The organism is Mesorhizobium sp. C264A (assembly GCF_040324515.1).
GTDB lineage: Bacteria > Pseudomonadota > Alphaproteobacteria > Rhizobiales > Rhizobiaceae > Mesorhizobium.
In genome coordinates this window covers 474,509-496,447 of sequence record NZ_JAMYVY010000001.1, presented here as the reverse complement: position 1 = coordinate 496,447, position 21,939 = coordinate 474,509, and the positions used below count along the sequence as shown (strand labels likewise).

25 protein-coding genes are annotated in these 21,939 nt (G+C 62.8%); 16 read left to right on the top strand and 9 right to left on the bottom strand.

Annotated elements, in window-relative coordinates; all coding sequences use genetic code 11:
- The first annotated feature begins 21 nt into the window (after positions 1-21).
- Genes NKL04_RS02450 through NKL04_RS02415 form a run of 8 tightly spaced genes read left to right on the top strand, consistent with a single transcriptional unit; the run spans position 22 to position 6,535 of the window.
- On the top strand, positions 22-813 hold the full coding sequence (locus NKL04_RS02450; protein WP_023668012.1) for a substrate-binding domain-containing protein: 792 nt from the start codon (positions 22-24) through the stop codon (positions 811-813).
- Positions 810-1,343 (top strand): c-type cytochrome, encoded by a 534-nt coding sequence (locus tag NKL04_RS02445; protein ID WP_023668011.1) that lies wholly within the window; start codon positions 810-812, stop codon positions 1,341-1,343. Before NKL04_RS02450 ends, NKL04_RS02445 begins: the two co-directional genes overlap by 4 nt.
- Positions 1,340-2,353, top strand: a complete 1,014-nt coding sequence (gene coxB, locus NKL04_RS02440; protein ID WP_023700007.1) for a cytochrome c oxidase subunit II — start codon at positions 1,340-1,342, stop codon at positions 2,351-2,353. The genes NKL04_RS02445 and coxB overlap by 4 nt, the downstream gene beginning before the upstream one ends.
- Entirely contained in the window at positions 2,350-4,320 is a 1,971-nt protein-coding gene (gene ctaD / locus NKL04_RS02435; protein WP_023700006.1) for a cytochrome c oxidase subunit I, read from the top strand. The genes coxB and ctaD overlap by 4 nt, the downstream gene beginning before the upstream one ends.
- Entirely contained in the window at positions 4,317-4,922 is a 606-nt protein-coding gene (locus tag NKL04_RS02430; protein ID WP_023733209.1) for a cytochrome c oxidase subunit 3, read from the top strand. Before ctaD ends, NKL04_RS02430 begins: the two co-directional genes overlap by 4 nt.
- Positions 4,922-5,263 (top strand): hypothetical protein, encoded by a 342-nt coding sequence (locus tag NKL04_RS02425; RefSeq protein ID WP_023687807.1) that lies wholly within the window; start codon positions 4,922-4,924, stop codon positions 5,261-5,263. The genes NKL04_RS02430 and NKL04_RS02425 overlap by 1 nt, the downstream gene beginning before the upstream one ends.
- Entirely contained in the window at positions 5,260-6,138 is an 879-nt protein-coding gene (locus tag NKL04_RS02420; RefSeq protein ID WP_023700004.1) for a cytochrome c oxidase assembly protein, read from the top strand. Before NKL04_RS02425 ends, NKL04_RS02420 begins: the two co-directional genes overlap by 4 nt.
- Positions 6,119-6,535: a c-type cytochrome gene (locus NKL04_RS02415; RefSeq protein WP_023700003.1), complete on the top strand. Its 417-nt coding sequence runs from the start codon at positions 6,119-6,121 to the stop codon at positions 6,533-6,535. Before NKL04_RS02420 ends, NKL04_RS02415 begins: the two co-directional genes overlap by 20 nt.
- A gap of 1 nt (position 6,536) precedes the next feature.
- On the opposite strand, the gene NKL04_RS02410 is transcribed toward NKL04_RS02415, so the two are convergent.
- The 8 genes from NKL04_RS02410 to NKL04_RS02375 form a co-directional block, all read right to left on the bottom strand.
- Positions 6,537-7,343 carry a lanthanide ABC transporter permease protein PedC gene (locus NKL04_RS02410; protein ID WP_023691435.1) on the bottom strand — a complete coding sequence of 269 codons (807 nt, stop codon included), beginning with the start codon at positions 7,341-7,343 and terminating at the stop codon, positions 6,537-6,539.
- Positions 7,340-8,065, bottom strand: coding sequence for a lanthanide ABC transporter ATP-binding protein PedB/LutE (locus tag NKL04_RS02405; protein ID WP_023700002.1), 726 nt, complete (start codon positions 8,063-8,065; stop codon positions 7,340-7,342). Before NKL04_RS02405 ends, NKL04_RS02410 begins: the two co-directional genes overlap by 4 nt.
- Positions 8,062-9,024, bottom strand: coding sequence for a PQQ-dependent catabolism-associated beta-propeller protein (locus NKL04_RS02400; protein WP_023704603.1), 963 nt, complete (start codon positions 9,022-9,024; stop codon positions 8,062-8,064). The genes NKL04_RS02405 and NKL04_RS02400 overlap by 4 nt, the downstream gene beginning before the upstream one ends.
- The gene (locus NKL04_RS02395) at positions 9,012-10,187 is read right to left on the bottom strand and encodes a lanthanide ABC transporter ABC transporter substrate-binding protein PedA1 (RefSeq protein ID WP_023700000.1); all 1,176 of its coding nucleotides are present in this window, start codon (positions 10,185-10,187) and stop codon (positions 9,012-9,014) included. The genes NKL04_RS02400 and NKL04_RS02395 overlap by 13 nt, the downstream gene beginning before the upstream one ends.
- A complete protein-coding gene (locus NKL04_RS02390; protein ID WP_023699999.1) occupies positions 10,184-10,855 on the bottom strand; it encodes an ABC transporter ATP-binding protein in 672 nt (223 codons plus the stop codon). Before NKL04_RS02390 ends, NKL04_RS02395 begins: the two co-directional genes overlap by 4 nt.
- Complete coding sequence (locus NKL04_RS02385) at positions 10,855-11,739, bottom strand: ABC transporter permease (RefSeq protein WP_352723222.1); 885 nt, start codon at positions 11,737-11,739, stop codon at positions 10,855-10,857. Before NKL04_RS02385 ends, NKL04_RS02390 begins: the two co-directional genes overlap by 1 nt.
- Positions 11,633-12,667: an ABC transporter substrate-binding protein gene (locus tag NKL04_RS02380; protein WP_031209097.1), complete on the bottom strand. Its 1,035-nt coding sequence runs from the start codon at positions 12,665-12,667 to the stop codon at positions 11,633-11,635. The genes NKL04_RS02385 and NKL04_RS02380 overlap by 107 nt, the downstream gene beginning before the upstream one ends.
- A 156-nt stretch (positions 12,668-12,823) precedes the next feature.
- A complete protein-coding gene (locus NKL04_RS02375) occupies positions 12,824-13,165 on the bottom strand; it encodes a DUF768 domain-containing protein (RefSeq protein ID WP_023667997.1) in 342 nt (113 codons plus the stop codon).
- A 188-nt stretch (positions 13,166-13,353) separates the two neighbouring features.
- Between NKL04_RS02375 and NKL04_RS02370 the strand changes: the two genes are divergently transcribed.
- From NKL04_RS02370 to NKL04_RS02355, 4 genes are all read left to right on the top strand, one after another.
- Positions 13,354-14,310 (top strand): NAD(P)/FAD-dependent oxidoreductase, encoded by a 957-nt coding sequence (locus NKL04_RS02370; RefSeq protein ID WP_031196940.1) that lies wholly within the window; start codon positions 13,354-13,356, stop codon positions 14,308-14,310.
- A 165-nt stretch (positions 14,311-14,475) separates the two neighbouring features.
- The gene (locus NKL04_RS02365; protein WP_352723219.1) at positions 14,476-15,762 is read left to right on the top strand and encodes an SDR family oxidoreductase; all 1,287 of its coding nucleotides are present in this window, start codon (positions 14,476-14,478) and stop codon (positions 15,760-15,762) included.
- Positions 15,762-16,244 (top strand): DUF2269 family protein, encoded by a 483-nt coding sequence (locus tag NKL04_RS02360; protein WP_023699994.1) that lies wholly within the window; start codon positions 15,762-15,764, stop codon positions 16,242-16,244. Before NKL04_RS02365 ends, NKL04_RS02360 begins: the two co-directional genes overlap by 1 nt.
- Before the next feature lie 110 nt (positions 16,245-16,354).
- Positions 16,355-16,681: a low affinity iron permease family protein gene (locus NKL04_RS02355; RefSeq protein WP_023681103.1), complete on the top strand. Its 327-nt coding sequence runs from the start codon at positions 16,355-16,357 to the stop codon at positions 16,679-16,681.
- Positions 16,682-16,895: 214 nt separating this feature from the next.
- On the opposite strand, the gene NKL04_RS02350 is transcribed toward NKL04_RS02355, so the two are convergent.
- Positions 16,896-17,171, bottom strand: a complete 276-nt coding sequence (locus NKL04_RS02350) for a hypothetical protein (RefSeq protein ID WP_023667991.1) — start codon at positions 17,169-17,171, stop codon at positions 16,896-16,898.
- A 217-nt stretch (positions 17,172-17,388) separates the two neighbouring features.
- Between NKL04_RS02350 and NKL04_RS02345 the strand changes: the two genes are divergently transcribed.
- The 4 genes from NKL04_RS02345 to NKL04_RS02330 are packed head-to-tail and all read left to right on the top strand — an operon-like array spanning position 17,389 to position 21,939.
- A complete protein-coding gene (locus NKL04_RS02345; protein ID WP_023691443.1) occupies positions 17,389-18,495 on the top strand; it encodes an NAD-dependent epimerase/dehydratase family protein in 1,107 nt (368 codons plus the stop codon).
- Positions 18,492-19,565: a GDP-mannose 4,6-dehydratase gene (locus NKL04_RS02340; protein ID WP_023691444.1), complete on the top strand. Its 1,074-nt coding sequence runs from the start codon at positions 18,492-18,494 to the stop codon at positions 19,563-19,565. Before NKL04_RS02345 ends, NKL04_RS02340 begins: the two co-directional genes overlap by 4 nt.
- Positions 19,562-20,854 (top strand): TIGR04295 family B12-binding domain-containing radical SAM protein, encoded by a 1,293-nt coding sequence (locus tag NKL04_RS02335; protein ID WP_023699992.1) that lies wholly within the window; start codon positions 19,562-19,564, stop codon positions 20,852-20,854. The genes NKL04_RS02340 and NKL04_RS02335 overlap by 4 nt, the downstream gene beginning before the upstream one ends.
- Positions 20,839-21,939 carry a glycosyltransferase family 4 protein gene (locus NKL04_RS02330; RefSeq protein WP_031209094.1) on the top strand — a complete coding sequence of 367 codons (1,101 nt, stop codon included), beginning with the start codon at positions 20,839-20,841 and terminating at the stop codon, positions 21,937-21,939. The genes NKL04_RS02335 and NKL04_RS02330 overlap by 16 nt, the downstream gene beginning before the upstream one ends.

Sequence of the window (21,939 nt, the reverse complement as noted above, 5' to 3'; positions counted from 1 at the left end):
TGTCAACGGCTGGTGATCGGCATGGCCGCCATCGCCTTCGTGTTCTTGACGGCCACAGCCGACGCACGTGAGCTGAGGGTCTGCGCCGATCCGAACAACATGCCGTTCTCCAACGCGGCCGGTCAGGGCTTCGAGAACAGGATCGCCGAAATCGTTGCGTCCGATCTCGGCGCGAAGCTGACCTATACCTGGTGGGCGCAGCGCCGCGGCTTCATCCGAAACACGCTGAAGGCCGGTCTATGCGATCTCGTGCCGGGCACGCCGAGCAACCTCGAAATGCTGCGCACCACCACGCCCTACTACCGATCGTCTTATGTCTTCGTCACCCGCAGGGACGGCCCCGACGTAGCATCGTTCAATGATCCGCGGCTGCGCGACATGCGGATCGGTGTTCAGCTCATCGGCGACGATGGCGCCAATTCGCCTCCGGTCCAGGCGCTTGGCCGCCGCGGTATCGTCGGGCACCTCGTTGGCTATCCGGTCTATGGCGATTATTCCGCCCCCAACCCGCCGGCGCGCATCGTCGAAGCGGTGGCGAGTGGCGAGATCGACCTTGCCGTGGTCTGGGGCCCCCTCGCCGGCTACTTCGCCGCCAGGCAGAAGGTGCCGCTCCGCATCACGCCGGTTGCGCCCCGCATCGACGGACCGCAACTGCCGATGATCTACGACATCTCGATGGGCGTCCGCCGCGAAGACGATGCGCTGCGCGGCGATGTCAATGGCGCCCTGTCCAGGCACAAGGTCGAGATAGATGCCTTGCTGTCACAGTATGGCGTGCCGCGCCTCGATGCCCCGGGGAGCCCGGTGCGATGAGAGCCGTTGTGGCCATGCTCCTGTTTCCAGTCCTGGCCCTCGCTGCCTGCCAGCGCGAGGAACGTGACACGCGCCCGCAATCGGCGCTCGGATCGGGCGAGCAGCCGACGCCTGTGACCACGCTGGAGCCCGGCGGACAGCGGCCCCCCGCCAGCGACAACAAGGCGGCGAGCTTCGAGGCCAACGCCTTCCACATGAGCGAAGGGAAACGGCTTTTCGGCTGGTTCAACTGTTCGGGATGCCACGCCAATGGCGGCGGCGGCATGGGGCCGGCCCTGATGGACCAGAAGTGGCTCTATGGCAGCTCGATCGAAAGCATCCATGCCACGATCCGCGACGGTCGGCCAAACGGCATGCCGAGCTTCCGCGACAAGATTCCCGACGACCAGATCTGGGAGCTTGCGGCTTTCGTGCGCTCGCTGAGCGGCAACGCGCCGTCTTCCGCCGCACCGCAACGCAATGACGACATGATGGCGCATCCTTCGGAAAACCGCATGCCGGACGCGGCCACGCTGGGGAAGTCGCCGTGAAACGTCTCGTCTCGATGGCGTTCGCCACCGCCGGCGCTCTGTTGCTCCAGGGATGCGCGGGCTGGCAATCCGCCCTCGACCCGAAAGGTCCCGCGGCGAGCGAACTGGCATGGCTGATCTGGTTCTTCACCGCGCTCTGCGCCGTGGTGTGGGTGCTGGTGATGATCGCCCTCGTCGTGCCCTTGATGATGCGGTCGCGCGCGCAGGCGGAGCCGCTCGCGATCGAGGCCGGCGCCGACGACCGGAAGCTGCGCGCGGTGATGACCGCCGTCGGGTTGACCGCCATTGTCCTGATCGGACTGACCTTGCTGAGCTTCTTCGCCAACAGGACGCTCGCCGCGATCGGCTCGGATGCCGCACTGACCATTCGGGTCACCGGCCATCAATGGTGGTGGGAGGTGCGCTATGAGGATGCCACGCCAAGCCGCATCCTGACCACGGCGAACGAGATCCATATCCCAGCCGGGGAACCGGTGCGGCTTCTTCTGACCTCGACCGACGTCATCCATTCCTTCTGGATTCCGAGCCTTTCGGGCAAGCTCGACCTCATTCCCGGCCACATGAACGTGCTCGACCTCAAGGCAGACAAGCCTGGTGTTTACCGAGGTCAATGCGCCGAGTTCTGCGGGGCGCAGCACGCAAACATGGGCACCTTCATCATCGCCGAGCCGCGTGCGAAGTTCGACGCCTGGTGGAACGACCAGTTGCAGCCGGCAGCTACTCCGACGGGGGACGAGGCCAAGGCCGGCCAGGATCTGTTTCTGAAGCGCCCTTGCGTGATGTGTCACAGAATAGGCGGCACGCCTGCCGGAGGAACGGTCGCCCCCGACCTCACCCATATAGCCAGCCGGCAGACGCTTGCCGCCGGGACATTGACCATGAGCCGCGGCAATCTCGCCGCCTGGGTAGCCGACCCACAGGGCATCAAGCCCGGATCCCACATGCCGGTGGTGGAGCTCAGCGGCGACGAGCTCAACGCCATGGTCGCCTATCTCGAGGCGCTTAAATGAGCAGCGCGGACCTCACAAGCGAACGCGACCTGCCGCGCGAAACGCCCGCCACAGGCGACGTCGCACCCGAGCATGACGGACCGCGCGACACCGGCATGGACGATGCCAACCTGGATCGCTGGCTGGCGCGGACATGGCGCACGCCTCCCGGCATCATCGGCGCGCTGTCGAGCGTCGACCACAAGGTCGTCGCACGGCGCTATCTGATCACCGCCTTCGTGTTTCTGTGCCTGGGCGGGCTCAACGCTGTCGCCATGCGCATCCAGCTCTCAGGGCCGCAGCGCGGTCTGATCGGCCCGGACCTCTACAACCAGCTGTTCACGATGCATGGTGTGACCATGATGTTCCTGTTCGCCGTGCCCATCGTGCAGGCGACAGGCATCTATCTCGTCCCGCTGATGGTCGGCAGCCGCAACATCGCCTTTCCCCGCCTGAATGCGTTCAGCTACTGGATCTATGTTTCGGGCGGCATATTCGCCTGGGTGTCTTTCGCGCTCAACATGGCGCCCGACGTCGGCTGGTTTGCTTATGTGCCGCTGTCAGGCCCCGAATTCGCGCCGGGCAAGCGGGCCGACGTCTGGGCCCAGATGATCACTTATACAGAAGTATCCTCCCTGGCCGTCGCGGTGGCAACCATCGTCACCGTGTTCAAGCAGCGAGCCCCCGGCATGTCGCTGGACAGGATTCCGCTCTACGTCTGGGCAATGCTGGTTACCTCCTTCGTCGTCGTCTTCGCCATGCCCGCGGTGATGATCACCTCGACCTTCCTGATCCTCGACCGGCTGGTCGAAACACATATCTTCAACCCGGCCGAGGGCGGCGACGCACTGCTCTTCCAGCATCTGTTCTGGTTCTTTGGCCATCCCGAGGTCTACATCATCTTCCTGCCGGCGACGGGCATGGTCTCCGCGATCATTCCGGTCTTCGCCCGGCGTCCCGTGTTCGGGCATCTCGGGCTGGTCTTGTCGCTGATCGCCGTCGGCTTCCTTTCGTTCGGCCTCTGGGTCCATCACATGTTCGCGACGGGACTACCCAAGCTCGGCGCCAGCTTCTTCACCGCGTCGAGCATGCTGATCGCCATCCCCAATGGCGTTCAGATCTTCTGCTGGCTGGCGACCTTGTGGGACGGCAGGCCGGTGATCCGCACGCCGCTGCTGTTCGTGTTCGGCTTCTTTTTCATCTTCGTCATCGGCGGCCTCACCGGCGTCATGCTCGCTTCGGTGCCGCTGGACCTCCAGGTGCACGACACCTATTTCGTCGTCGCCCATTTCCATTACGTGCTGATCGGCGGTTCGGTCTTCCCGCTGCTGGGCGCCGCCTATTTCTGGTTCCCCAAGATCAGCGGCCGCATGATGAGCGAGCGTCTCGGGCGCTGGCATTTCTGGCTGGCTTTCATCGGCTTCAACGCGGCTTTTTTCCCAATGCATCTCGTCGGGCTCTGGGGCATGCCACGCAGGGTCTACACCTATCCGGCCGAGCTTGGCTGGGGCAACATCAACCTGTTCATCAGCGCCGGCGCGGTGCTCTTTTTCCTCAGCTTCGTACTGTTCACTTTCAATCTTGTACACGGCGCGTTGAAGGGCGCACTGGCCGGAAACAATCCCTGGGATGCCGGTACGCTCGAATGGGCGACGTCTTCGCCGCCGCCAAGCTATAATTTCGCGCGGATACCGATTGTCACACATGTCGAGCCGCTCTGGGCCGAACGCGAGGCGCTGCCTGTGGCGACCGGACTCCGCGTCGATGTCCGTGAGCTGTTGATCTCAACCGTGGCGGAAGCCCACCCCGACATTCGCGAGAAATCGGCGACACCGTCGATCTGGCCGCTGCTGGCGGCAATCGCCGTCGGGGGTACGTTTGTCTATTCGATCTTCACGCCCTGGGCGATCGTCTGGGGCGCCGCGCCGATCGCCATCACCTTGATCGGCTGGTTCTGGCCCAAGGACGACCCGGAGGATGAGGGATGAGTGAGCGTCCCAGCTTGGATCTTTCGGACCTCCCAACCTTTGGACATGGTCCGCGCAGCCCGACCTGGTGGGGAACGCTCGGCTTCATGGCGCTGGAAGGCATGGGCTTTGCGTTGGCCGCCGGCGCTTATCTCTATCTCGCGACCTTGTGGCCCAATTGGCGTCTAAGCGCCCCGGAACCCAACCATTGGCCCGGGACGATCGTCACCATCCTGTTTATCATCAGCGTGGTGCCGAACCACATGCTCCACGGCTACGCCAAGCAATGCGCGATCGTGCCGGTGCGGATCGGGCTGGTGGTGATGTCGCTGCTCGGTCTGGCCCCGCTTGTCGTGCGCTGGTTCGAATTCCCGGCGCTGAACATCTACTGGGACACGAACGCCTATGGCTCGATGCTCTGGGTGCTGCTCGGGCTGCACACCACACACCTGATCACCGATGTCGGCGACACCATCGTTTTGACGGTGCTGATGTTCACACGCCATGGCTATAGCGGCCGGCGCTTCGGCGATGTCGGCGACAATGTCTTCTATTGGGATTTCGTGGTGCTGACCTGGATCCCGATCTATCTGCTCATCTACTGGATGCCGAGGCTAGGCTGATGCGTGCGTTGAAAATGGGAACGTCCTGGGCTGGGCTTCTGTCGGGGCCGATGGCTTGGGCAATCTCGACGCAGCTGAACTACGCACTCGTACCATGGCAGTGCAACCGCCAGGTGCCGGTGGTGCTTCCCGTGGCACTGGTGCTCGCCGTGCTTTCGCTGCTCGGCGGTGCCTTGTCATGGCGGGCGAAGCGGCAGGGCGGCGCCGCCTTCAAGCCTGAGCGCACGCGCAGCACCGAGCAGTTCGTCGCCGATCTCGGCATGCTTGCGGCATTGCTGTTTGCCCTCGTCATCATCATGCAAGGCAGCGCGGCTCTCATTCTCGACGAGTGCCTGCGATGAGCTTCGACGCGTTCTTCTCGACCTCGATCTGCTACGGCGCCGGCGCGCCCGAGGCCGGATGGACGCTCGCATTTCCCATCACGTTTCCGCTGGCCGCGATTGCCTTCCTTTATTCCATCGGAGCGACTCGGTTGTGGCGCCGCAGCAGCCGAGGCCGTCCCGAGCGGATGCGGCAGGCGTTGTTTTTCGCCGCCGGTTGGGGCGTGCTGACGGCAGCACTGGTCAGCCCCATCCATGCGCTCGGCGAGCGGGTGTTTGCCGCCCATATGATCGAGCATGAACTGCTGATGGCGGTGGCGGCGCCCCTCCTTGTCGCCGCTTGCCCAGGCGCAGTCCTGCTCTGGTCCTTGCCGGCCTCACTTCGCCGCGGAACGGGCAAGCTCACGCGCGCAAAGACGCTGCAATCGGTTTGGGCCCTGGTGATCCGCCCCCTCAACGCGACGATCATTCACGGCGTCGCCATCTGGATCTGGCACATTCCGGCGTTGTTCCAGGCAGCGCTCCAGCAGGGCTTTCTTCATTATGCCCAGCATGCGAGCTTCCTCGGCACAGCCTTGCTGTTCTGGTGGGCGCTCCTTCCGCGCCCCGGTCGACAGCAGACCTATGGCAGCTCCGTCATGCATCTTTTCTTCACCTCGCTTCATACCGGCCTGCTCGGTGTCCTGCTGCTGATATCGCCCAAACTCTGGTATCCGGAGAATGGCGCCGGCGCGGCATTGTGGGGAATGACCGCGATCGAGGACCAGCAGCTCGCCGGATTGGTAATGTGGGTTCCGGCCGGCTTGATCTATGGCGGCGCCGCCCTGCTGCTCGCCGGCCTCTGGATAAGCAGCAGCGCAACCAGGGAGGCAACACATGCGCTCCGACCTGGGTAGGCTGATCGGGGGCGCCCTTGCCGCAATCCTGCTGCTGGCCGCGGCTGTCGCTGCGGCGACTTTGTGGTCCGACCGGCGCGAGCGCGTCCGGCACGAGTCGGATGCGGCGACCGGCGGCGTAGGCGCCCGCGCCATTCCAATCATGACGGCGAATGGCTGCTCCGGCTGCCATACGATACCCGGCGTGCCGGGTGCGCAAGGCCAGGTCGGACCCCGCCTGGACGGTGGCCTTGCCGACAGGGTCTTTATCGGTGGCCTGCTGGCAAACAATCCGGAGAACATGATCCGCTGGATACGCTCGGCGAGGGAAGTCAATCGGCACACGGCCATGCCGTCGACGAGGATCACCGAGCAACAGGCGCGGGACATCGCCGCTTATCTCTACGCGTTGAAGTAATTCATCCCTCGCCGCCGCGCCGGGACCACAAGCCGCGGCCGGGGTCATAGCCGATGACCGCCGCGAGGAAGAAGGCGATGAGGCAGCCAAGGACCACAACCGCCGCGACAGGATCGAACCGCAGATAGAGCGCGAAGCGTATCAGCTCGACCGCCGAGCTGAACGGGTTCCAGGCGGCGATTGTTGCCAGCACCGGTCCCGCCTCGGCAAGCCGCCACAGCGGATAGAGCGCCGTCGAGGCAAAGAACACCGGAAAGATGACGAAATTCATGACACCGGCAAAGTTCTCCATCTGTGTCGAAACCGAGGAGACAAGCAGTCCGAACGCGCCAAGCATGAGGCCCGCCAGCACGAGCGCCGGAAATACCGCGACGTAGCCGAAAACGGGCGGCCGCACATCCCAGAAACGCGCGATCAACAGAAACAAGTAGACCAGCGGCACGCCAACGATCACGCTGGCCAGCAGGCGCGCCGCAAGCAGGTACCAGCGCGGCAATGGTGCGGTCAGCAACAGGCGCATGCTGCCCATCTCGCGATCGTAGACCATGGCCAGCGAACTCGCCATGGCATGGAAGAGCAGCATCATGGCCGCTAGCCCAGGCACCACATACACGTCATAGAGAACATAGGTCTGGTAGGGTGGCGTGATCGACAGACCGAGAACGGAGCGGAAGCCAGCGGCAAAGATTGCCAGCCAGACCAGCGGCCGTACCATCGCCGAGAGCAGCCGGCCGCGTTGCCGCAACGTCCGCAGCATCTCCCTGCGCAGGATGCCGTTGAGCGCGCGCACTGCGTGAGACGTTTTCATTCGGACTCCGTCAGCGACGCGAAGGCCTCGCCCGTGCTCGCCACACCGAGATCGGCAGCCAGACGATCGGCGCGGCCGGCCCACCGCATTGTGCCTCGATGCAGCACCACCACATCGTCATCCGCCGTTAGTTCTTCCAGAAAATGTGTTGCCCACAGGACGGCAATGCCGCGCTCGCGGCAAAGCTCCCGCACGTGCCGCTCGAGCGCGCGGCGGCCCGGCACGTCGAGCCCGGTGGTCGGCTCATCCAGCAGCAAAAGGCGTGGGCTATGCATCAGAGCGCGTGCTATCTCGACACGGCGACGCTGCCCCCCGGAAAGCGCTCGGGCAGGATCGTCGATCCTGTCCAGCACGTCCAGCCGGCCGAGTTCGTGGATGGAGCGCTCCTTGCTCAAGGCCTGGCTAAGCCCATGCAAGGCCGCGTGGTAACGCAGGTTCTCGCCGGCTGTCAGATCGAGATCGAGGGTCGGCAACTGGAAGACGACGCCCATCTGCGCCAACGCGGCGGACGGGTTGACATCCATCGCCTGGTCGAAGACATGCACCGAGCCGGAGCGGGCGTGATAAAGACCGGTGATCAGCGAGAACAGCGTCGTCTTGCCGGCGCCGTTGCGGCCTAGCAAGATGCACATCCTGCCTTGGGCCACAGAGAAAGAGACGCCGTCGAGAACCCGCCGGTTTCCGAAACTATGGCCCAGATTCTCGACCGACAAGGCGTTCATGGCCCGATCACGACGCCCCACGGCCCCCGCCCCACCGGCAGCGATTTCACCACCTCTTGGTTTTCCAGATCGATGAAGGAGATGTCGCCGGAATTCCCGTTTGCGCTGACCAGGCGCTTCTGGTCGCCGGAGAGCGCCACGTGCCAGGGTCGTTGACCAACAAGGTAGAGCCGACGGACCGTCAACGTTTTCACATCGACTTCCGCAATCCTGTTGGCGGGGCCGAGCGCCACATAGACGGTCGTGCCATCGCGGGACGTCGCCATGCCGACCGCCTGCACACCCTCGCGTCGTATACCCGGCACCTCGAACTCGACTTTGCCGGTCTGCGCGCGCGTTGCCGTGTCGAAGACGGTGACGGTGCCCCGGATCTCCGAGGACACCCAGAATTGCTTACCGTCCGGCGAGAATAAAGCCGCGCGCGGCCGGGTATCGACCAGCAGATTGTCGACGAGTTCAAGCGTGCCTGCGTCGATCAGATGCACCATGCTGGTGGTCTCCGAAGTGCAGGCGACATAGCGGCCGTCGGCGCTGGCCGCCATTCCTTCCGGTTCGACGCCGACATCCACGGTGCCGATGACCTTGGCCGCGGCGATGTCCACCACCGACACCAGATTGTCATTCTCGTTGGCGACGAACAGCCGCTTGCCATCGGGATGGACTGCGAAGAATTCCGGATCGGCTCCCGAAGGCAGTTCCCCGACGACCCGCCGCTTCGCGACGTCGACCACGTCGATGCGGTTGTCGTCGCCTTCCGCGACGAAAAGCATCTTGTTGTCGATCGACAGCGCCAGCCCGCGCGGACGGCGGCCGACATCGATCGTCGCCAGCAAAGTCATTGTCACGCCGTCGACGACCGCGACCGTATTATCCTGCTCATTGGAAACGTAGATGGTCTCGGCGGCGGCGGGAGCAGCAAGAGCGAACGCCGCCAACAACAGGGTCATCAGAACTTGCATGTGCTCTCCTCCAGGTCGATGCCCAGCGTGTCGAGCGGCGTGCGCTGATGCAGGAAGCCCGGTTGCGGTGAGCTGGAAATCAAGAGGCGAGGCCCGGCGATCAAAATGGGCTGGCGCATCTGTCCGTCCCAGGGACGGAAACTAAGCCCCTGCCCCTTGAAGCCAGCGAGAAGAAACGCGTCGCCGCGTATATATCTGCCGATTGCCGCGGGATCGAGACTGTGCAGGCGCGTCGTCGCTTCGCCGATACTGCGCACAGCGAGCCAGGCCGCGTAGTCGCTGGGCAACATCCAGCGCCCTGCCTGCCTGTGGAAACGGTCCTGCAGTTGCGTGGCGCCCCATTCCTCGCTGACAGCGCTCCAGCCTGTGGCGACCAGCCCTTGCGTGCCGGCGACGATTCTCGGCAGCGCGGTGCGGCCCTCCAGATAGGCGCCGAATTCATCCGCCTCGTCGGCGACCACGAGCACATCATAGTCGCTGACCTGCGTGACCGCGGGTATTTCGGTCTGCAGCGTGACATGCCCTGTATCGGCACGTCCGTTGGCGGGCCTGAATGTCCACGGCTGGTCGATCGTGATCTCGGCTCCGAAGCGAGCCGCCGCCCGTCGAAAGGCCGCAGCCATCGCCTGATCCTGCGAATGCGGCCCCACAAGCAGGAACCAACGCTGCCAGCGCTTCCAGGCGAGATATTGCGCCAGCCCGTCGGCGAGCATGGCCCGGCTCGGGATCGTGTGCAGCACGTTCCCACGGCAGTCCTGCTGGCGAAGCACGTCGTCCGGCGCCCGGCTGTTGAGCAACGTCATCTGCTCGGCACCGGGCGCGGCACTGGCCTGTAGAAGCTGACGGGCGTCGAGATCGGCGATGACAAAGGCGATGCCGGCATCGGCGAATTGTCTTACCGCGTCGTCCGGCGTTTCGGTTGGTTTCAATATCCTTTCCTCCAGCCGAAATTTCTGCCCAAGAAACCGGCCGGTGCTTTCGTCGTCGGCAATGCCGAGCCGTGCGCCTTGCAGGCCGTCGTCGGTGACGGTTTCATCAAGGGGTCCAAGGGGCAGAGCCGGTTTGCGCTCCTGGCCGATATACCCGATCACCATCGTCTGTTGCTCGGTGACGCCAGGGCCGGTGATCAGCAAAAGAAAGAGAAGGCCCAGCAACAGTCTCATTGTGTCGCCCCCAGCCCAAAGCGCGACGATCCCGCTTCATCGCCACGAGAGATTGCGACATCGCGCACGATGCGCGCCGGCGATCCCTCCAGAACAATAACCCGATCACCCAGCGACGAGGCATAGGCGAGATCATGCGTAACCAGCAGCGTGGTAGTCCGCCGACTGGCGAAACAATCCTGCAGCAGGCGGCGCATGGCTTGCGCGGTCGCCTCGTCGAGTGAAGCGAATGGCTCGTCGAGGAGCAGGAGCGCAGGCTCCACGGCGAGCGCCCGGGCAAGCGCTACGCGCCGCGCCATGCCGCCCGAGAGTCGCTGCGGATAGCTCTTCTCATTGCCTTTCAGGCCGACAGCGGCAAGCCACCGGGCCGCATCGGGCGCGCGATCCGGGATGGCCATCTCTACATTGCGCAAGGCGGTGAGCCAGGGCAGCAGCCTCGGTGTCTGGAACAGCATGCCTATCGGAAGCGGTCGTCCGCTCACGCTGCCGCGAAATTCGCGGTCGACGCCCGAAACGATCGACAGCAGCGTCGACTTGCCGACACCGGAAGGGCCGGTCAGGACGCAGACCTGTCCGTCGGCTATATCAAGCGACAGCGCGCGAAAGATCGTCCGGCGCTGTCCGTCGTCACCGGGGAAAGTCTTGTCCTCGATCCTGATCCTCAGCATCAGCGTCGCCAGGCGAACAGACGACGTTCCAACGGCACAAGCAGTCCATACTCTATGGCAAGCATCACAACGCCGAAGCTGATCGCATAGGCAAGGATGTGGGTGACGTCGAAGTTCTGAAAATAGACCTGTAGCTGGAACCCGACGCCGTTGGAGCGGCCGAGCAGTTCGGCGAGCAACACGATCTTCCACGTTAGTGCCAGCCCGCTGCGCAGGGTGACGAGAAAGAACGGCGCCAATTGCGGCAGCACGACATGCTGCAGCTTTGCAGCACGCCCGAAGCGATAGAGCTCAGCCATTTCGGCAAAGTCCTTGTCCAGCCGGCTGGCGCCTTCACGAATAGTCACCACGACGTTGGGGATCTTGTTGAGCGCGACCGCAAGGACAAGCGCGGTCTCGGCAAGACCAAGCCAGATATAAATTAGAATGACCGTGATCAGCGCCGGCATGTTGAGGAGTAACACGATCCAAGGCCTCATCCATATGTCGGCTCTGTGCGAGCGGCCTGCCGCGTAGCCAAGGGCCGCGCCAATGACGATTGCCGACCCGAGGCTTGCCACGACGCGCGCAAGCGAGATGCCCAAATGGTATGGCAGCTCGCCCCGAACCGCTTCGTGCAGGAGAACCGAAACAACCTGGACCGGACCAGGAAACAGGCGATCGGCGGCGATCGATGATGCAATCTGCCAGACGAGCACCATGGTCAGCAATGCCGCAGTGGATTGCGAACGCTGCATTGTGATGGGGAACGCTGGGACATCGGTCATTGGCGCGAGCTCAAGCCGGTATGGCCCGGAAGACACCAGGATCGAGGCTCGTTGCCTTGCCGACCAGATCTTCGCCGCCCAATTCGGCCAGGATTGCAAACAACCGGGCCGCGCCATCACGTTCGGCTTTGCCGAACCGACGAGGGATTCCGGCTCGATAGGCGGCGCGTAACGCCGCCTGTAGGTGAGGATCGTCCGTGCCCAATTGGGGCGCGAGCACCCGCCATTCGTCGTCCGAAGACTCGAGCAGCGACTTCGCTGCCGCGGTCGCGCTCGTGAATCGCGCGAGGGCTACCGGGTTGGCCCGCGCCCAGCTTTCATGGAAGACGTAGCCGAGCATCGGCAAGTCCACGGATACGCCAAGCCCCTGCAGGATTTGCGCGACACTGAGCAGAGGCCTTGCCCCCTCTGACTCGAGACGGGCGGCGAAATTCCAGAACGTCAGCAGTGCATCCAGTCGCCCCGCCAGAAATTCCTGCTCCAACAAAGGCGGCGCGCCGAACACTGGCTCCACCTCTTCAGCAAGATCGCGCTTCACCTGACGGAGGCCGAGCGCGCGCAATAGGATCCAGCTTTTGTCCAGCGGACCACCTGCGATCCCCAGCCTTTTGCCCTTAAGGTCCGCAAGAGTTCGAATGGGCGAGCCTTGCGGCAGTTCCAGCGCGCCGACGGCACGAGAATAGGGATAGAAGACCAGATCAGCGCCTTCGCTGCGCTGGCGCATGACCCACACCCAGTCCGAAACGATGACGTCGACGCTGCCCGCCAGCAATGCGGTCTTACCGGCTTCGGTACCGGCAAGCCGCTGAGCCTCGATTGATACGCCGTGCACAGTGTCCAACGCATGTCGCCGCATGACGTCAACTTCCCAGGCGGCGGTGCCAAATCCCAGCACGCCAAATCGCACGAGCGGCGATGGCTGTGGCGCGGCTTCTGCGGAAGCACCCAATAGCCAGCAACAAATACCCGCAAGAGCGGCCCGCCGCGAGATGTGACCCTGATCATGCCGGGTCAGCCATTCGCCTGGAAGGGTAGCAGTCAGCACGGGCGCACCGGGTGTGAAGGAACTTTCCTAACGCCGTGGCGGCAGGAATGTTCCTCAATGGTGCATGGAACTAACGGGAAAGCACCTAAGGTCCGTTTTTCAGCTCGTAAGCAGCCCGGGGGGCTTGTTCAGGCGAACAGAAGAAGGTGTCAGGGGCTACGGTCCGCTCTTGGCATCATCGACCTCCAACGCGTCCATTACAGGTGCCGGATCGCTCTTTTCGGAGCTCGGGCTCTGCACCCCGGACCCGGCGTTCTCGATCGCTTGCACGATAGCATCTTCGATGTTTCCGAGTTCGTCCTCCCTTACTTCACGCCCATAACCAGCCACCTCGGCATCTTGCTCGAATTGCTGAGCGAGCACCGCGACGCTGACTTCCTCTCGACCAGGAAGTGTGCCGACATTCTCCTGTAGCCAGTTTTGAAAAAACTCTCTGGTCGCGCTCATCTCAGACCACCCTTTCGCCAAACTAAGCGCGACGATGAGCCGAAGTTCCATGATGCGTTCACTTTCCCAGTGGCGCTGTACTCACAGCGTTGGGAGCCACGAGGTTTTTGCAGGCTTGATGAGGCAGTGGCCTTTCTCTTCACGACTCGATTGGAGTTCACTCTTATTGTGCAGTGTGCATCCTGATTGCGTCCATTTCGACCCTGTGGAACAAGCTCGTTGAGTTGAAGTTAGGCCCGATGCCAAGCTTTTCGGGCGAACCAAGCTTTTCGGGCGCACTAGTTTTTGACGTTGCCATCGTCGGCGGCGGCCCCGCGGGGCTCGCTGCAGCCATGTATTTAGCCAGGTTTCTGCGTTCGGTGATCTCGCTCGACGCGGGGCATGCGCGTGCCAAGCTCATCCCAAAATCCCGCAACTGTCCCGGCTTCCCCGACGGCATCAGCGGGGAAGAACTGCTCGGCCGCCTACGAGCCCAGGCACAGCTATACGGCGCGAGCCTTGTCCATGGTTGCGTAGGCCACGCCGAAAAACGCGAGGGTTTTTTTGTCCTGACGACCACCTGCGGGATTGTCCAAGCAAGGCGCGTGATTCTGGCAACGGGCATTGTGGACAAGGCACCTCCCATTGAAAGACTGGAGGAGGCGATCGCAACCGGCATTGTCAGACTGTGCCCGGTTTGCGATGCATATGAGGCCCGGGGTAGCCGCATCGGCGTTGTTGGTCCGGAGCATCTCGCCGTCAGGGAGGCTCTGTTCCTGAAGGGATATGGCAGTCAGGTCGCCTTGCTCGCCAATAACCAGGATGATGTTTCCGAAGCTGCCCGGGGCGCCGCCTTGGCAGGCGGAGTTGAAATCTGGGACGCTGTCGATGACCTGATCCCTCGACGAACCGGGTTCGATGTCGTCATGGCCGAGGGCGCCCCGATGCGCAACATCGATGTGGTGTACCCTTCGATGGGCAGCGACGTACGCTCCGAACTCGCGGTTGCTCTGGGGGCTAACTGTGACGCAGAAGGCTATGTCCTGGTCAACCGACACCTTGAGACTTCAACGCCAGGACTCTATGCCATTGGCGACGTGGCCGAGGGGCTCAATCAAATTGCTGTTGCGTTCGGAGACGCCGCCAAGGCTGCAACTCACATTCATAACGACCTCCGCGATTGCGCCGAGCCGGCGACGAACTTCCGGCGAAGTTGACCTGCAGATGCGAACGCACCGTACCGGCTCACCTTTGGCTGCGTTGATGCCCGGAACCTGTTCCACCCGGCGTGAGACTACCGGCTTCGGCTTTGCTAGAGTTCTCCCAGGCGCAGCCGCTGGGTTGATGGACGGGCACGCGCTGGCGAACGGCTGGAGGAAGGAATGAAAATTCTCGTCACCGGCGCGTCAGGTCTGATTGGAGCCGCGCTTTGCGCGCGCCTGGCCGGCGAGAGTCATGAAGTGGTCCGCGTGCTTCACCACGCAGACACTGGCGTCCACCCGGAGATCCGAACCGTTTCCCTGGATATGGCGCGGGCCTTGCGACCTCAGGACTGGACCCCCTATCTCGCCGGTGTGGACGCCGTCGTAAACTGTGCCGGCGTCCTGCAGGATAGTGCCCGGGAAAACACCCGGCATGTCCATTCTACCGGCGCCTCGGCTCTCTTCACCGCGTGTGAGCACGCAGGTGTGAATAAGGTGATCCACTTTTCTGCCATCGGGGTCGATCGCCAGCAGCCGTCCGCCTTTTCCGCCAGCAAGCTCGCCGGCGATGAGGCACTGATGGCACGTAGCCTTGACTGGGTCATCCTGCGCCCCTCCGTAGTACTGGGAAGGCCGGCCTTCGGCGCAAGTGCACTTTTTCGCGGCCTCGCGGCGTTGCCGCTCTTGCCGTTGATGCCCGACACGGGCCGTCTCCAAGTCGTCCAACTCGATGACGTGATCTCCACCGTCCTGTTCTTCCTCAAACCCGGCAGCCCATCGCACCTCACGCTGGACCTGGCTGGGCCCGAGGCACTTTCGATGAGCGAGGTCGTGGGTCGCTATCGCCGCTGGTTCGGATGGAGCAGTGCTCGGGAGTTCATCTTGCCGAATTGGGCCGCAGCTATCTTGTACAGGTTCGGGGATGCCGCGGCTCAGCTGGGCTGGCGCCCGCCGATGCGCAGCAATGCAGCAAAAGAGATTGCCCGTGGCGCTGTCGGCGATCCCCAACCCTGGATGACGGCGACCGGCATTCAACCATCAAGTCTTACATCTGCACTGCGTTTAAATCCTGCGACGGTGCAGGAGCGATGGTTCGCCGGTCTTTACTTTGTCAAGCCGGCGCTCTTTGTCGTCTTGCCGCTCTTCTGGATCATGACCGGCATCATTTCCCTGACCGCCGGCTGGCGCAGCGGAGTTGACTTGCTGATTGGCACTGCCGCCGGCCCCTTGGCCGAACCGGCGGTAGTCGCCGGCGCGTTGGCTGACATCGCCGTCGGGGCGCTTATCGCCTGGCGCCCAACCAGCCAGCTTGGTCTTTTCGGCGCAATCGCGGTATCGCTTTTCTATGCGACCGCTGGGAGCATTCTGCGGCCGGATCTTTGGCTTGAGCCACTCGGGCCGCTGATCAAAATCCTCCCGATCCTCGTTCTGCATTTTGCAGCGCTGGCCATTCTGGAGGAACGCTGATGATGTACTTCGTGCTTAAATACCTGCACGTGATCGGCGCTGCTGTGCTGCTCGGAACTGGTGCCGGCATTGCTTTTTTCATGCTTTTGGCACACCGGACCGGGAATGCCGCGGCGATCGCAGCCGTCGCCCGCATTGTCGTGCTGGCTGATTTCCTGTTCACGGCTACGGCCGTTGTCGCACAACCTCTGACCGGACTGGGCCTCGCTAGGGTTGCGGGGTATTCGCTGTCCGAAGGATGGATCGTTCTCTCGATCCTGCTCTACATCTTAACGGGCCTGTTCTGGCTGCCTGTCGTGTGGATGCAGATCGAGATGCGAAATCTAGCCACACAGGCCGCACTCTCCAACCAACCTCCTCCCGAGCGCTACCATCAGCTGTTCAGACGCTGGTTTGTCTTCGGCTTCCCAGCTTTCGGCGCCGTGCTCGCCATTTTCTGGCTGATGATTGCGCGCCCGGCAATCGAGTGGTCATCGTTGTAGCTGCGATCGGCAAGCACTGCGCCGTGAATTCATCCGTCGCGCCTAGCTGGCTCGTGCCGGCGCGATGCACTGCGGTCGGGAACCACGGTCACTGCCGCGAGTTCTTTCGCATGGCCAATCATCCCGTCACCGGCGTGCTTACTTCAATCGGCACATTAACCTCCCGCCCCGCGGCATTCCTGATCCTGTTGGTCTACGCAATCCTTTGGATGATCTTCGAGCGACAAACCCTGGACTGGCATGGAGCGGCTACCTTGTTTACGTGGGCCATGACGCTGTTCATCCAGCGTGCCGAGCACCGCGACACTCAGGCCATTCACGCCAAACTGGATGAGATCCTGCGATCAGACCACAATGCCTCGAACATCACGCGGATCGACGATGAAGAGCCCGAGGAAATCGAAAAACACCGCCACCGCAGGCAGCAGGACGACTGATGAGCGGCGTTTTGGTTTCACGGCAGGACGAGTAGCGGGTTTCCAGCTTTTGACGCCTATTCAGCCCCGCCGCCTCCTGCGCTCAGGCCCAGGCCTTCGATCCTTGCTGCGGCTGTGGTTCAGCGACCGAAGGATCGGAGCCCCTATTGTTCCACCGCATCCAGAAAAATTTGCCCGAGAACCAGGTCGGGCAAATCGGCCGGCTCGAAATGCGTCATTCGCCCTTCTGGTTGCGCTCGACGAACTTGTTGAAACGGCTGGTTTGTCCGTCACCAGTCTTGGACTGGTAAAGAAAGGCCAGATCGTTCTCGTCGAATATGCGGAAGAACTCATCCCATTCGACCGGCTCGAATGCTTCCTCGGGTTTGCCGAAGTCGATCCGCAGGATGCCGCCCGCGCCTTTGGTGCGAACCACTGCCGGGCGTCCATCCCGCTCCTCGGCCCATTTGCGGATTTCGTCGTGATTGGTGGTCGTTTGCGACTGGGACATTGAAATCTCCTTTGATCATCGGCGTTGCCAACATCGGGCATCGCCGGGGCTGCCGGCGTCCTAACAGCACAAGGGCGGCAATGTTCCGGCACGGCGCGGCGAGCGCGATGTGGCTGCTTCCGAACGAAGCCGGCCAAAGGAACTTTGTTGAAGCCAAGGGAACAAACCTTTTGCCGAAAAGTTCGGGTCGCCAAGATTACCTGTCTGAGGAGTGGTCGTGAAACGGATATTGGTTACAGGGGGATGCGGCTTCATCGGCCGGCATGTCGCCCAGGAACTCATCGAGCAGGATTATTCGGTTCGCATTTTGGATGTGCTGCTGGAGCAGGTGCACGCAGGCGAAACAGTCGCCCTTCCCGCCGGGGCCGAGCTGATCAAGGGCGACATTCGGGACCGGGAGGCGGTCGCCAAGGCGCTGGAAGGCGTTGACGCGGTCATTCATCTGGCCGCGGAAGTCGGCGTCGGACAGTCGATGTACGAGATCGCGCGCTATGTCGGCACCAACGATCTCGGCACCGCGACGCTGCTCGAGGCGCTGATCAAACATCCGGTCGAGCGCATTGTCGTCGCCTCATCGATGAGTGTCTATGGCGAGGGCCTCTATGCTACATCGGACGGCCGGCGCATCGACAATGCCCGGCGCAAGGCGGGCGACATCAAAAACGGGCAGTGGAATCCGCTGTCGCCGGAAGGCGAGCCCCTCTCTCCCCTGCCGACGGACGAGGAAAAGCCGGTCGACCTCGCCTCTATCTATGCGCTGACGAAATACGCCCAGGAACGCGCCGTGCTGATCTTCGGCGAAGCCTATGGCATCGATGCGGTCGCGCTGCGCCTGTTCAACGTCTTCGGCGCCGGCCAGGCGTTATCGAACCCCTATACCGGCGTGTTGGCCAATTTTGCTTCGCGTCTCGCCAACGGCCAACGGCCAATGATCTTCGAGGATGGCGAACAGAAGCGCGATTTCGTCCATGTGGATGACGTCGCCCGCGCCTTTCGTCTTGCGCTGCAGCAACGCCAGGCAAGGGGTCACGTCATCAACATCGGCAGCGGCCGAGCCTATGCTATCAGCGACGTCGCGCGGGTACTTGCCGAGGCCATGGGAACGCCGGACCGCTCGCCAGAGTTGCTCGGCAAGGCGCGCTCCGGGGATATCCGCAACTGCTTCGCCGATATTTCCAAGGCCCGTGAGCTGCTCGGTTTCGAGCCGAGGCAACAACTGGAGAATTCGCTCGCCGATTTCGTTTCCTGGGTGCGCAACTCGTCCGCCATCGACCGCGGCGCCGACATGAAACGCGAGCTTGAAGAACGTGGGCTGGTGTCATGAATACGCGCAATCGACGCGACGCGCCCGTCGCCATTGTCGGCGGCAGCGGCTTCATAGGATCGAACCTGGCCGACAGCCTGTTGTCGGATGGCGAGCCGGTGCTGGTGATCGACAATCTCAGCCGCCCCGGCGTCGAACAGAACCTTGAATGGCTGGCGCAGAAACACGGAAGCCGCCTCATGGTCGAAACGATTGACGTGCGCGACGCCAACGCGCTTGCGCCCGTTCTGAAGAGTTCCAAGGCGATCTTCCACCTGGCCGCGCAAACCGCCGTCACAACGAGCCTGGTCCAACCGGACGAGGATTTCGACATCAACCTTCGAGGAACGTTCAATGTCCTCGAGGCGGCGCGGCTGAGCAGTGAGTTTGTTCCGGTGGTCTTCGCCAGCACCAACAAGGTCTATGGCAGCCTGCCAGACGTCGCGGTTCGCGAGGACGGCGATCGTTACCTGCCTTGCGACGGCATCATCCAAGCGAATGGCATCGACGAGACCCACGGCCTGGATTTCTGCACGCCCTATGGCTGCTCCAAAGGCGCGGCGGACCAATATGTGCTCGACTATGCCAAATCCTACGGCATGCCGACGGCGGTGCTGCGGATGAGCTGCATTTACGGGCCGCGCCAGTTCGGAACCGAGGATCAAGGCTGGGTCGCGCACTTCCTGCTGAGTGCGCTGACGGGACGTCCAATCACCATTTACGGCGACGGCAGACAAGTGCGCGACATACTGCATGTCTCCGATGCGGTCGCCGCCTACAGGGCCACGCTCGATCGTATCGAGACGACCAAAGGACAGGCATTCAATCTTGGCGGCGGCCCCGATAATGCGATCAGCCTGCGCATGCTGTTGAGCGAGATCCGTAGCTTGACCGGCCGTGAGCTTTCGATCCGCCATGATGGCGAACGCACCGGCGATCAGCCCTTCTTCGTCGCCGACACCCGCAAGATCAAAGCGATGCTTGGCTGGAAAGCTCGTGTTTCATGGCGCGAAGGCATTCGCGATCTCGCAGACTGGCTGCAACAACACCGGCTCCAGCCTCGCCCCGAAGTCGTGAGGTACGTCGCATGAAAATTGCCCTGGTAAACCCGTTCTGGACCTATGACGACAGCATTTATTTCGGCTGCCGCCAACCGCATCTCCCGCTGGAACTCGGCTATTCGAAATCCCTGCTCGAAACAGCCGGCCATGAGGTGTTGATGCTGGATGGGCAATTGCAGAAGCTCGACAACTCGGACCTCTCCGAGCGTGTGGCTGATTTCGCGCCTGCAATGACGGTCGTCAGTACCGCCCCGACTTATCTGTTCTGGCGCTGCGCACCACCCGAGTTGCGCGTGCCGGCCGATTTCCTCAACCGTCTCGCCGGGCGCGGTGGACGCACAGTCGCGGTCGGGCCGCATGGCTCGGCTACGCCCGCGCCAACCTTGCGCAAGCTTGGCGTCGACATTGTTGTGCGCGGCGAATGCGAGGAAATCGTCGCGGAACTTGCCCGGCGCGACGACTGGAGCGCTGTGCCCTCGACCGCTTACCTGCGCGAGGCCAAGGTGGTTTTGAACGGCGGCGTTCACGCCAGCTCGTTTGTCGATCATCCGCCACTCCAATGGCCATCAGACTGGATCGCTGCCCATTCGCATCACCATCACAGGTTCGATGACAAGCAGGTTGGGTTCGGCGCGGAGGTCGAAGCATCGCGCGGCTGTCCCTACAATTGCAGCTTCTGCGCCAAGATCGATTTCCGCGATGCCTATCGCCGCCGAAACCACGAGGCGGTCATAGCGGAAATCGATCGGCTGATTGCCCAAGGCGTCGGCTACATTTATTTCATCGATGAAATCTTCCTGCCGCAAAAAGCGCTGTTGGAAGCGTTGATCCATCGCGACGTGAAGTTCGGTGTGCAGACCCGCATCGACCTTTGGAAACCCGAGCTGCTGGAACTGCTTGGTGCGGCTGGCTGCGTCTCCATCGAGGCCGGTCTCGAAAGCCTGACCGTGGAAGGTCGTGCGATGCTGGCGAAACGCTGCCGGCTGGGTACCGAGGAACTCGCCGCGCTGCTCGTCAATGCCAGGCGTCACGTTCCGTTCGTACAGGCCAATCTGATCGGCGTCGTCGAGGATGACCCTGCCCTTGTGGACTACTGGCGAACGCACCTCATCGACAACGGCGTGTGGGCCAATGAACCCGTACCGCTTTATCCATATCCGAGTTCGCCAAGCTATCGCGAGCTTTGGGGCGAACCCGACGACCTCGCCTGGGAGCGCGCCCATGATCACTATCTCGCATCATTCCAGAAGTTCAGCGACATCCAGGAAAGGCGCCCGCGTCCGCTGGCGGAACTGGAGGCGACATGTTGCGGACACTGACGCCGCGCTCGCGGCGCATCCTGATGACGGTCGACGCCGTGGGCGGCGTGTGGCGCTATGCGCTCGACCTGGCCAGGGAACTTGTCAACGGCGGCGATACCGTGGTGCTTGCCGGCCTCGGTCCGCCACCGTCCAGGCAGCAGGCCGACGAGGCGGAGGCTTTCGCGAAGCTGATCTGGCTGAACACGCCGCCGGATTGGATGACCCGCAACGGCGGTGATCTCGACGCGCTGCCGCGGGAGTTGCATGCGCCCATGCGCGACCACGCCATCGACCTTGTCCATTTCAACGCGCCTTCGCAGGCAGCGGGATTCGACGCGCCATGCCCGGTCGTGGTGGTCTCCCATTCCTGCGTGACGACTTGGTTCCATGCGGTCAGAGGACAGGCGGCGGATGGGGCATGGGCCTGGCAGAAGGAGCGCAACAGACGCGGCATGGATCGGGCCGACGCGGTCATCGCGCCGAGCCGCAGCCACGCCGACATGCTAGAGACCTGCTACGGCCCGATCGCGCGCTTGAGTGTGGTCAGAAATGGTGCCCGTCCTCTGCTGAATGCCGAAAAGCACCAACCGCTCGTGTTCGCTGCTGCCCGCTGGTGGGACGAGGGCAAAAATGCCGCGGTGGTCGACCAGGCGGCGTCCCTGACGCGATGGCCTCTGTTTGCCGCCGGGTCGACGAACGGCCCAAACGGCGAGCATGTCAGCTTCAGCCATGCTGTTCCTCTGGGAGCAGTGCCGTCCGACGAGGTGCGTTCGTTGATGGCTCGCGCCGGCGTTTTCGTATCGCCATCGCTCTACGAGCCATTCGGCCTGGCCGCGCTGGAAGCCGGCATGTCGGCTACGCCCCTGGTGCTTTCCGATATCGCCACCTATCGCGAACTATGGGACGGGGCCGCGATGTTCTTTGACGCGCGCGATCCGCACGATCTCGCTGCCTGCCTCAATCGTCTCTCCAGCGATGCCGAGCTCCGGCGAGAGCTTGGCCAGGCAGCCATCCGACGCAGCCGCAGGTTTAGGCTGACAAAACAGACAGCGGCCATGCGCGGCGTCTACGACAAAGCGGCCTTAGCGATGGCGGAGCGCTGA

Coding starts and splice junctions, on each gene's coding strand:
- NKL04_RS02450 (WP_023668012.1), top strand. CDS start 22: ATGGCCGCCATCGCCTTCGTGTTCTTGACGGCCACAGCCGACGCACGT.
- NKL04_RS02445 (WP_023668011.1), top strand. CDS start 810: ATGAGAGCCGTTGTGGCCATGCTCCTGTTTCCAGTCCTGGCCCTCGCT.
- ctaD (WP_023700006.1), top strand. CDS start 2,350: ATGAGCAGCGCGGACCTCACAAGCGAACGCGACCTGCCGCGCGAAACG.
- NKL04_RS02430 (WP_023733209.1), top strand. CDS start 4,317: ATGAGTGAGCGTCCCAGCTTGGATCTTTCGGACCTCCCAACCTTTGGA.
- NKL04_RS02425 (WP_023687807.1), top strand. CDS start 4,922: ATGCGTGCGTTGAAAATGGGAACGTCCTGGGCTGGGCTTCTGTCGGGG.
- NKL04_RS02420 (WP_023700004.1), top strand. CDS start 5,260: ATGAGCTTCGACGCGTTCTTCTCGACCTCGATCTGCTACGGCGCCGGC.
- NKL04_RS02415 (WP_023700003.1), top strand. CDS start 6,119: ATGCGCTCCGACCTGGGTAGGCTGATCGGGGGCGCCCTTGCCGCAATC.
- NKL04_RS02410 (WP_023691435.1), bottom strand. CDS start 7,343: ATGAAAACGTCTCACGCAGTGCGCGCGCTCAACGGCATCCTGCGCAGG.
- NKL04_RS02405 (WP_023700002.1), bottom strand. CDS start 8,065: ATGAACGCCTTGTCGGTCGAGAATCTGGGCCATAGTTTCGGAAACCGG.
- NKL04_RS02400 (WP_023704603.1), bottom strand. CDS start 9,024: ATGCAAGTTCTGATGACCCTGTTGTTGGCGGCGTTCGCTCTTGCTGCT.
- NKL04_RS02395 (WP_023700000.1), bottom strand. CDS start 10,187: ATGAGACTGTTGCTGGGCCTTCTCTTTCTTTTGCTGATCACCGGCCCT.
- NKL04_RS02390 (WP_023699999.1), bottom strand. CDS start 10,855: ATGCTGAGGATCAGGATCGAGGACAAGACTTTCCCCGGTGACGACGGA.
- NKL04_RS02385 (WP_352723222.1), bottom strand. CDS start 11,739: ATGGCGCGGCCCGGTTGTTTGCAATCCTGGCCGAATTGGGCGGCGAAG.
- NKL04_RS02375 (WP_023667997.1), bottom strand. CDS start 13,165: ATGGAACTTCGGCTCATCGTCGCGCTTAGTTTGGCGAAAGGGTGGTCT.
- NKL04_RS02370 (WP_031196940.1), top strand. CDS start 13,354: ATGCCAAGCTTTTCGGGCGAACCAAGCTTTTCGGGCGCACTAGTTTTT.
- NKL04_RS02365 (WP_352723219.1), top strand. CDS start 14,476: ATGAAAATTCTCGTCACCGGCGCGTCAGGTCTGATTGGAGCCGCGCTT.
- NKL04_RS02360 (WP_023699994.1), top strand. CDS start 15,762: ATGATGTACTTCGTGCTTAAATACCTGCACGTGATCGGCGCTGCTGTG.
- NKL04_RS02355 (WP_023681103.1), top strand. CDS start 16,355: ATGGCCAATCATCCCGTCACCGGCGTGCTTACTTCAATCGGCACATTA.
- NKL04_RS02350 (WP_023667991.1), bottom strand. CDS start 17,171: ATGTCCCAGTCGCAAACGACCACCAATCACGACGAAATCCGCAAATGG.
- NKL04_RS02340 (WP_023691444.1), top strand. CDS start 18,492: ATGAATACGCGCAATCGACGCGACGCGCCCGTCGCCATTGTCGGCGGC.
- NKL04_RS02335 (WP_023699992.1), top strand. CDS start 19,562: ATGAAAATTGCCCTGGTAAACCCGTTCTGGACCTATGACGACAGCATT.
- NKL04_RS02330 (WP_031209094.1), top strand. CDS start 20,839: ATGTTGCGGACACTGACGCCGCGCTCGCGGCGCATCCTGATGACGGTC.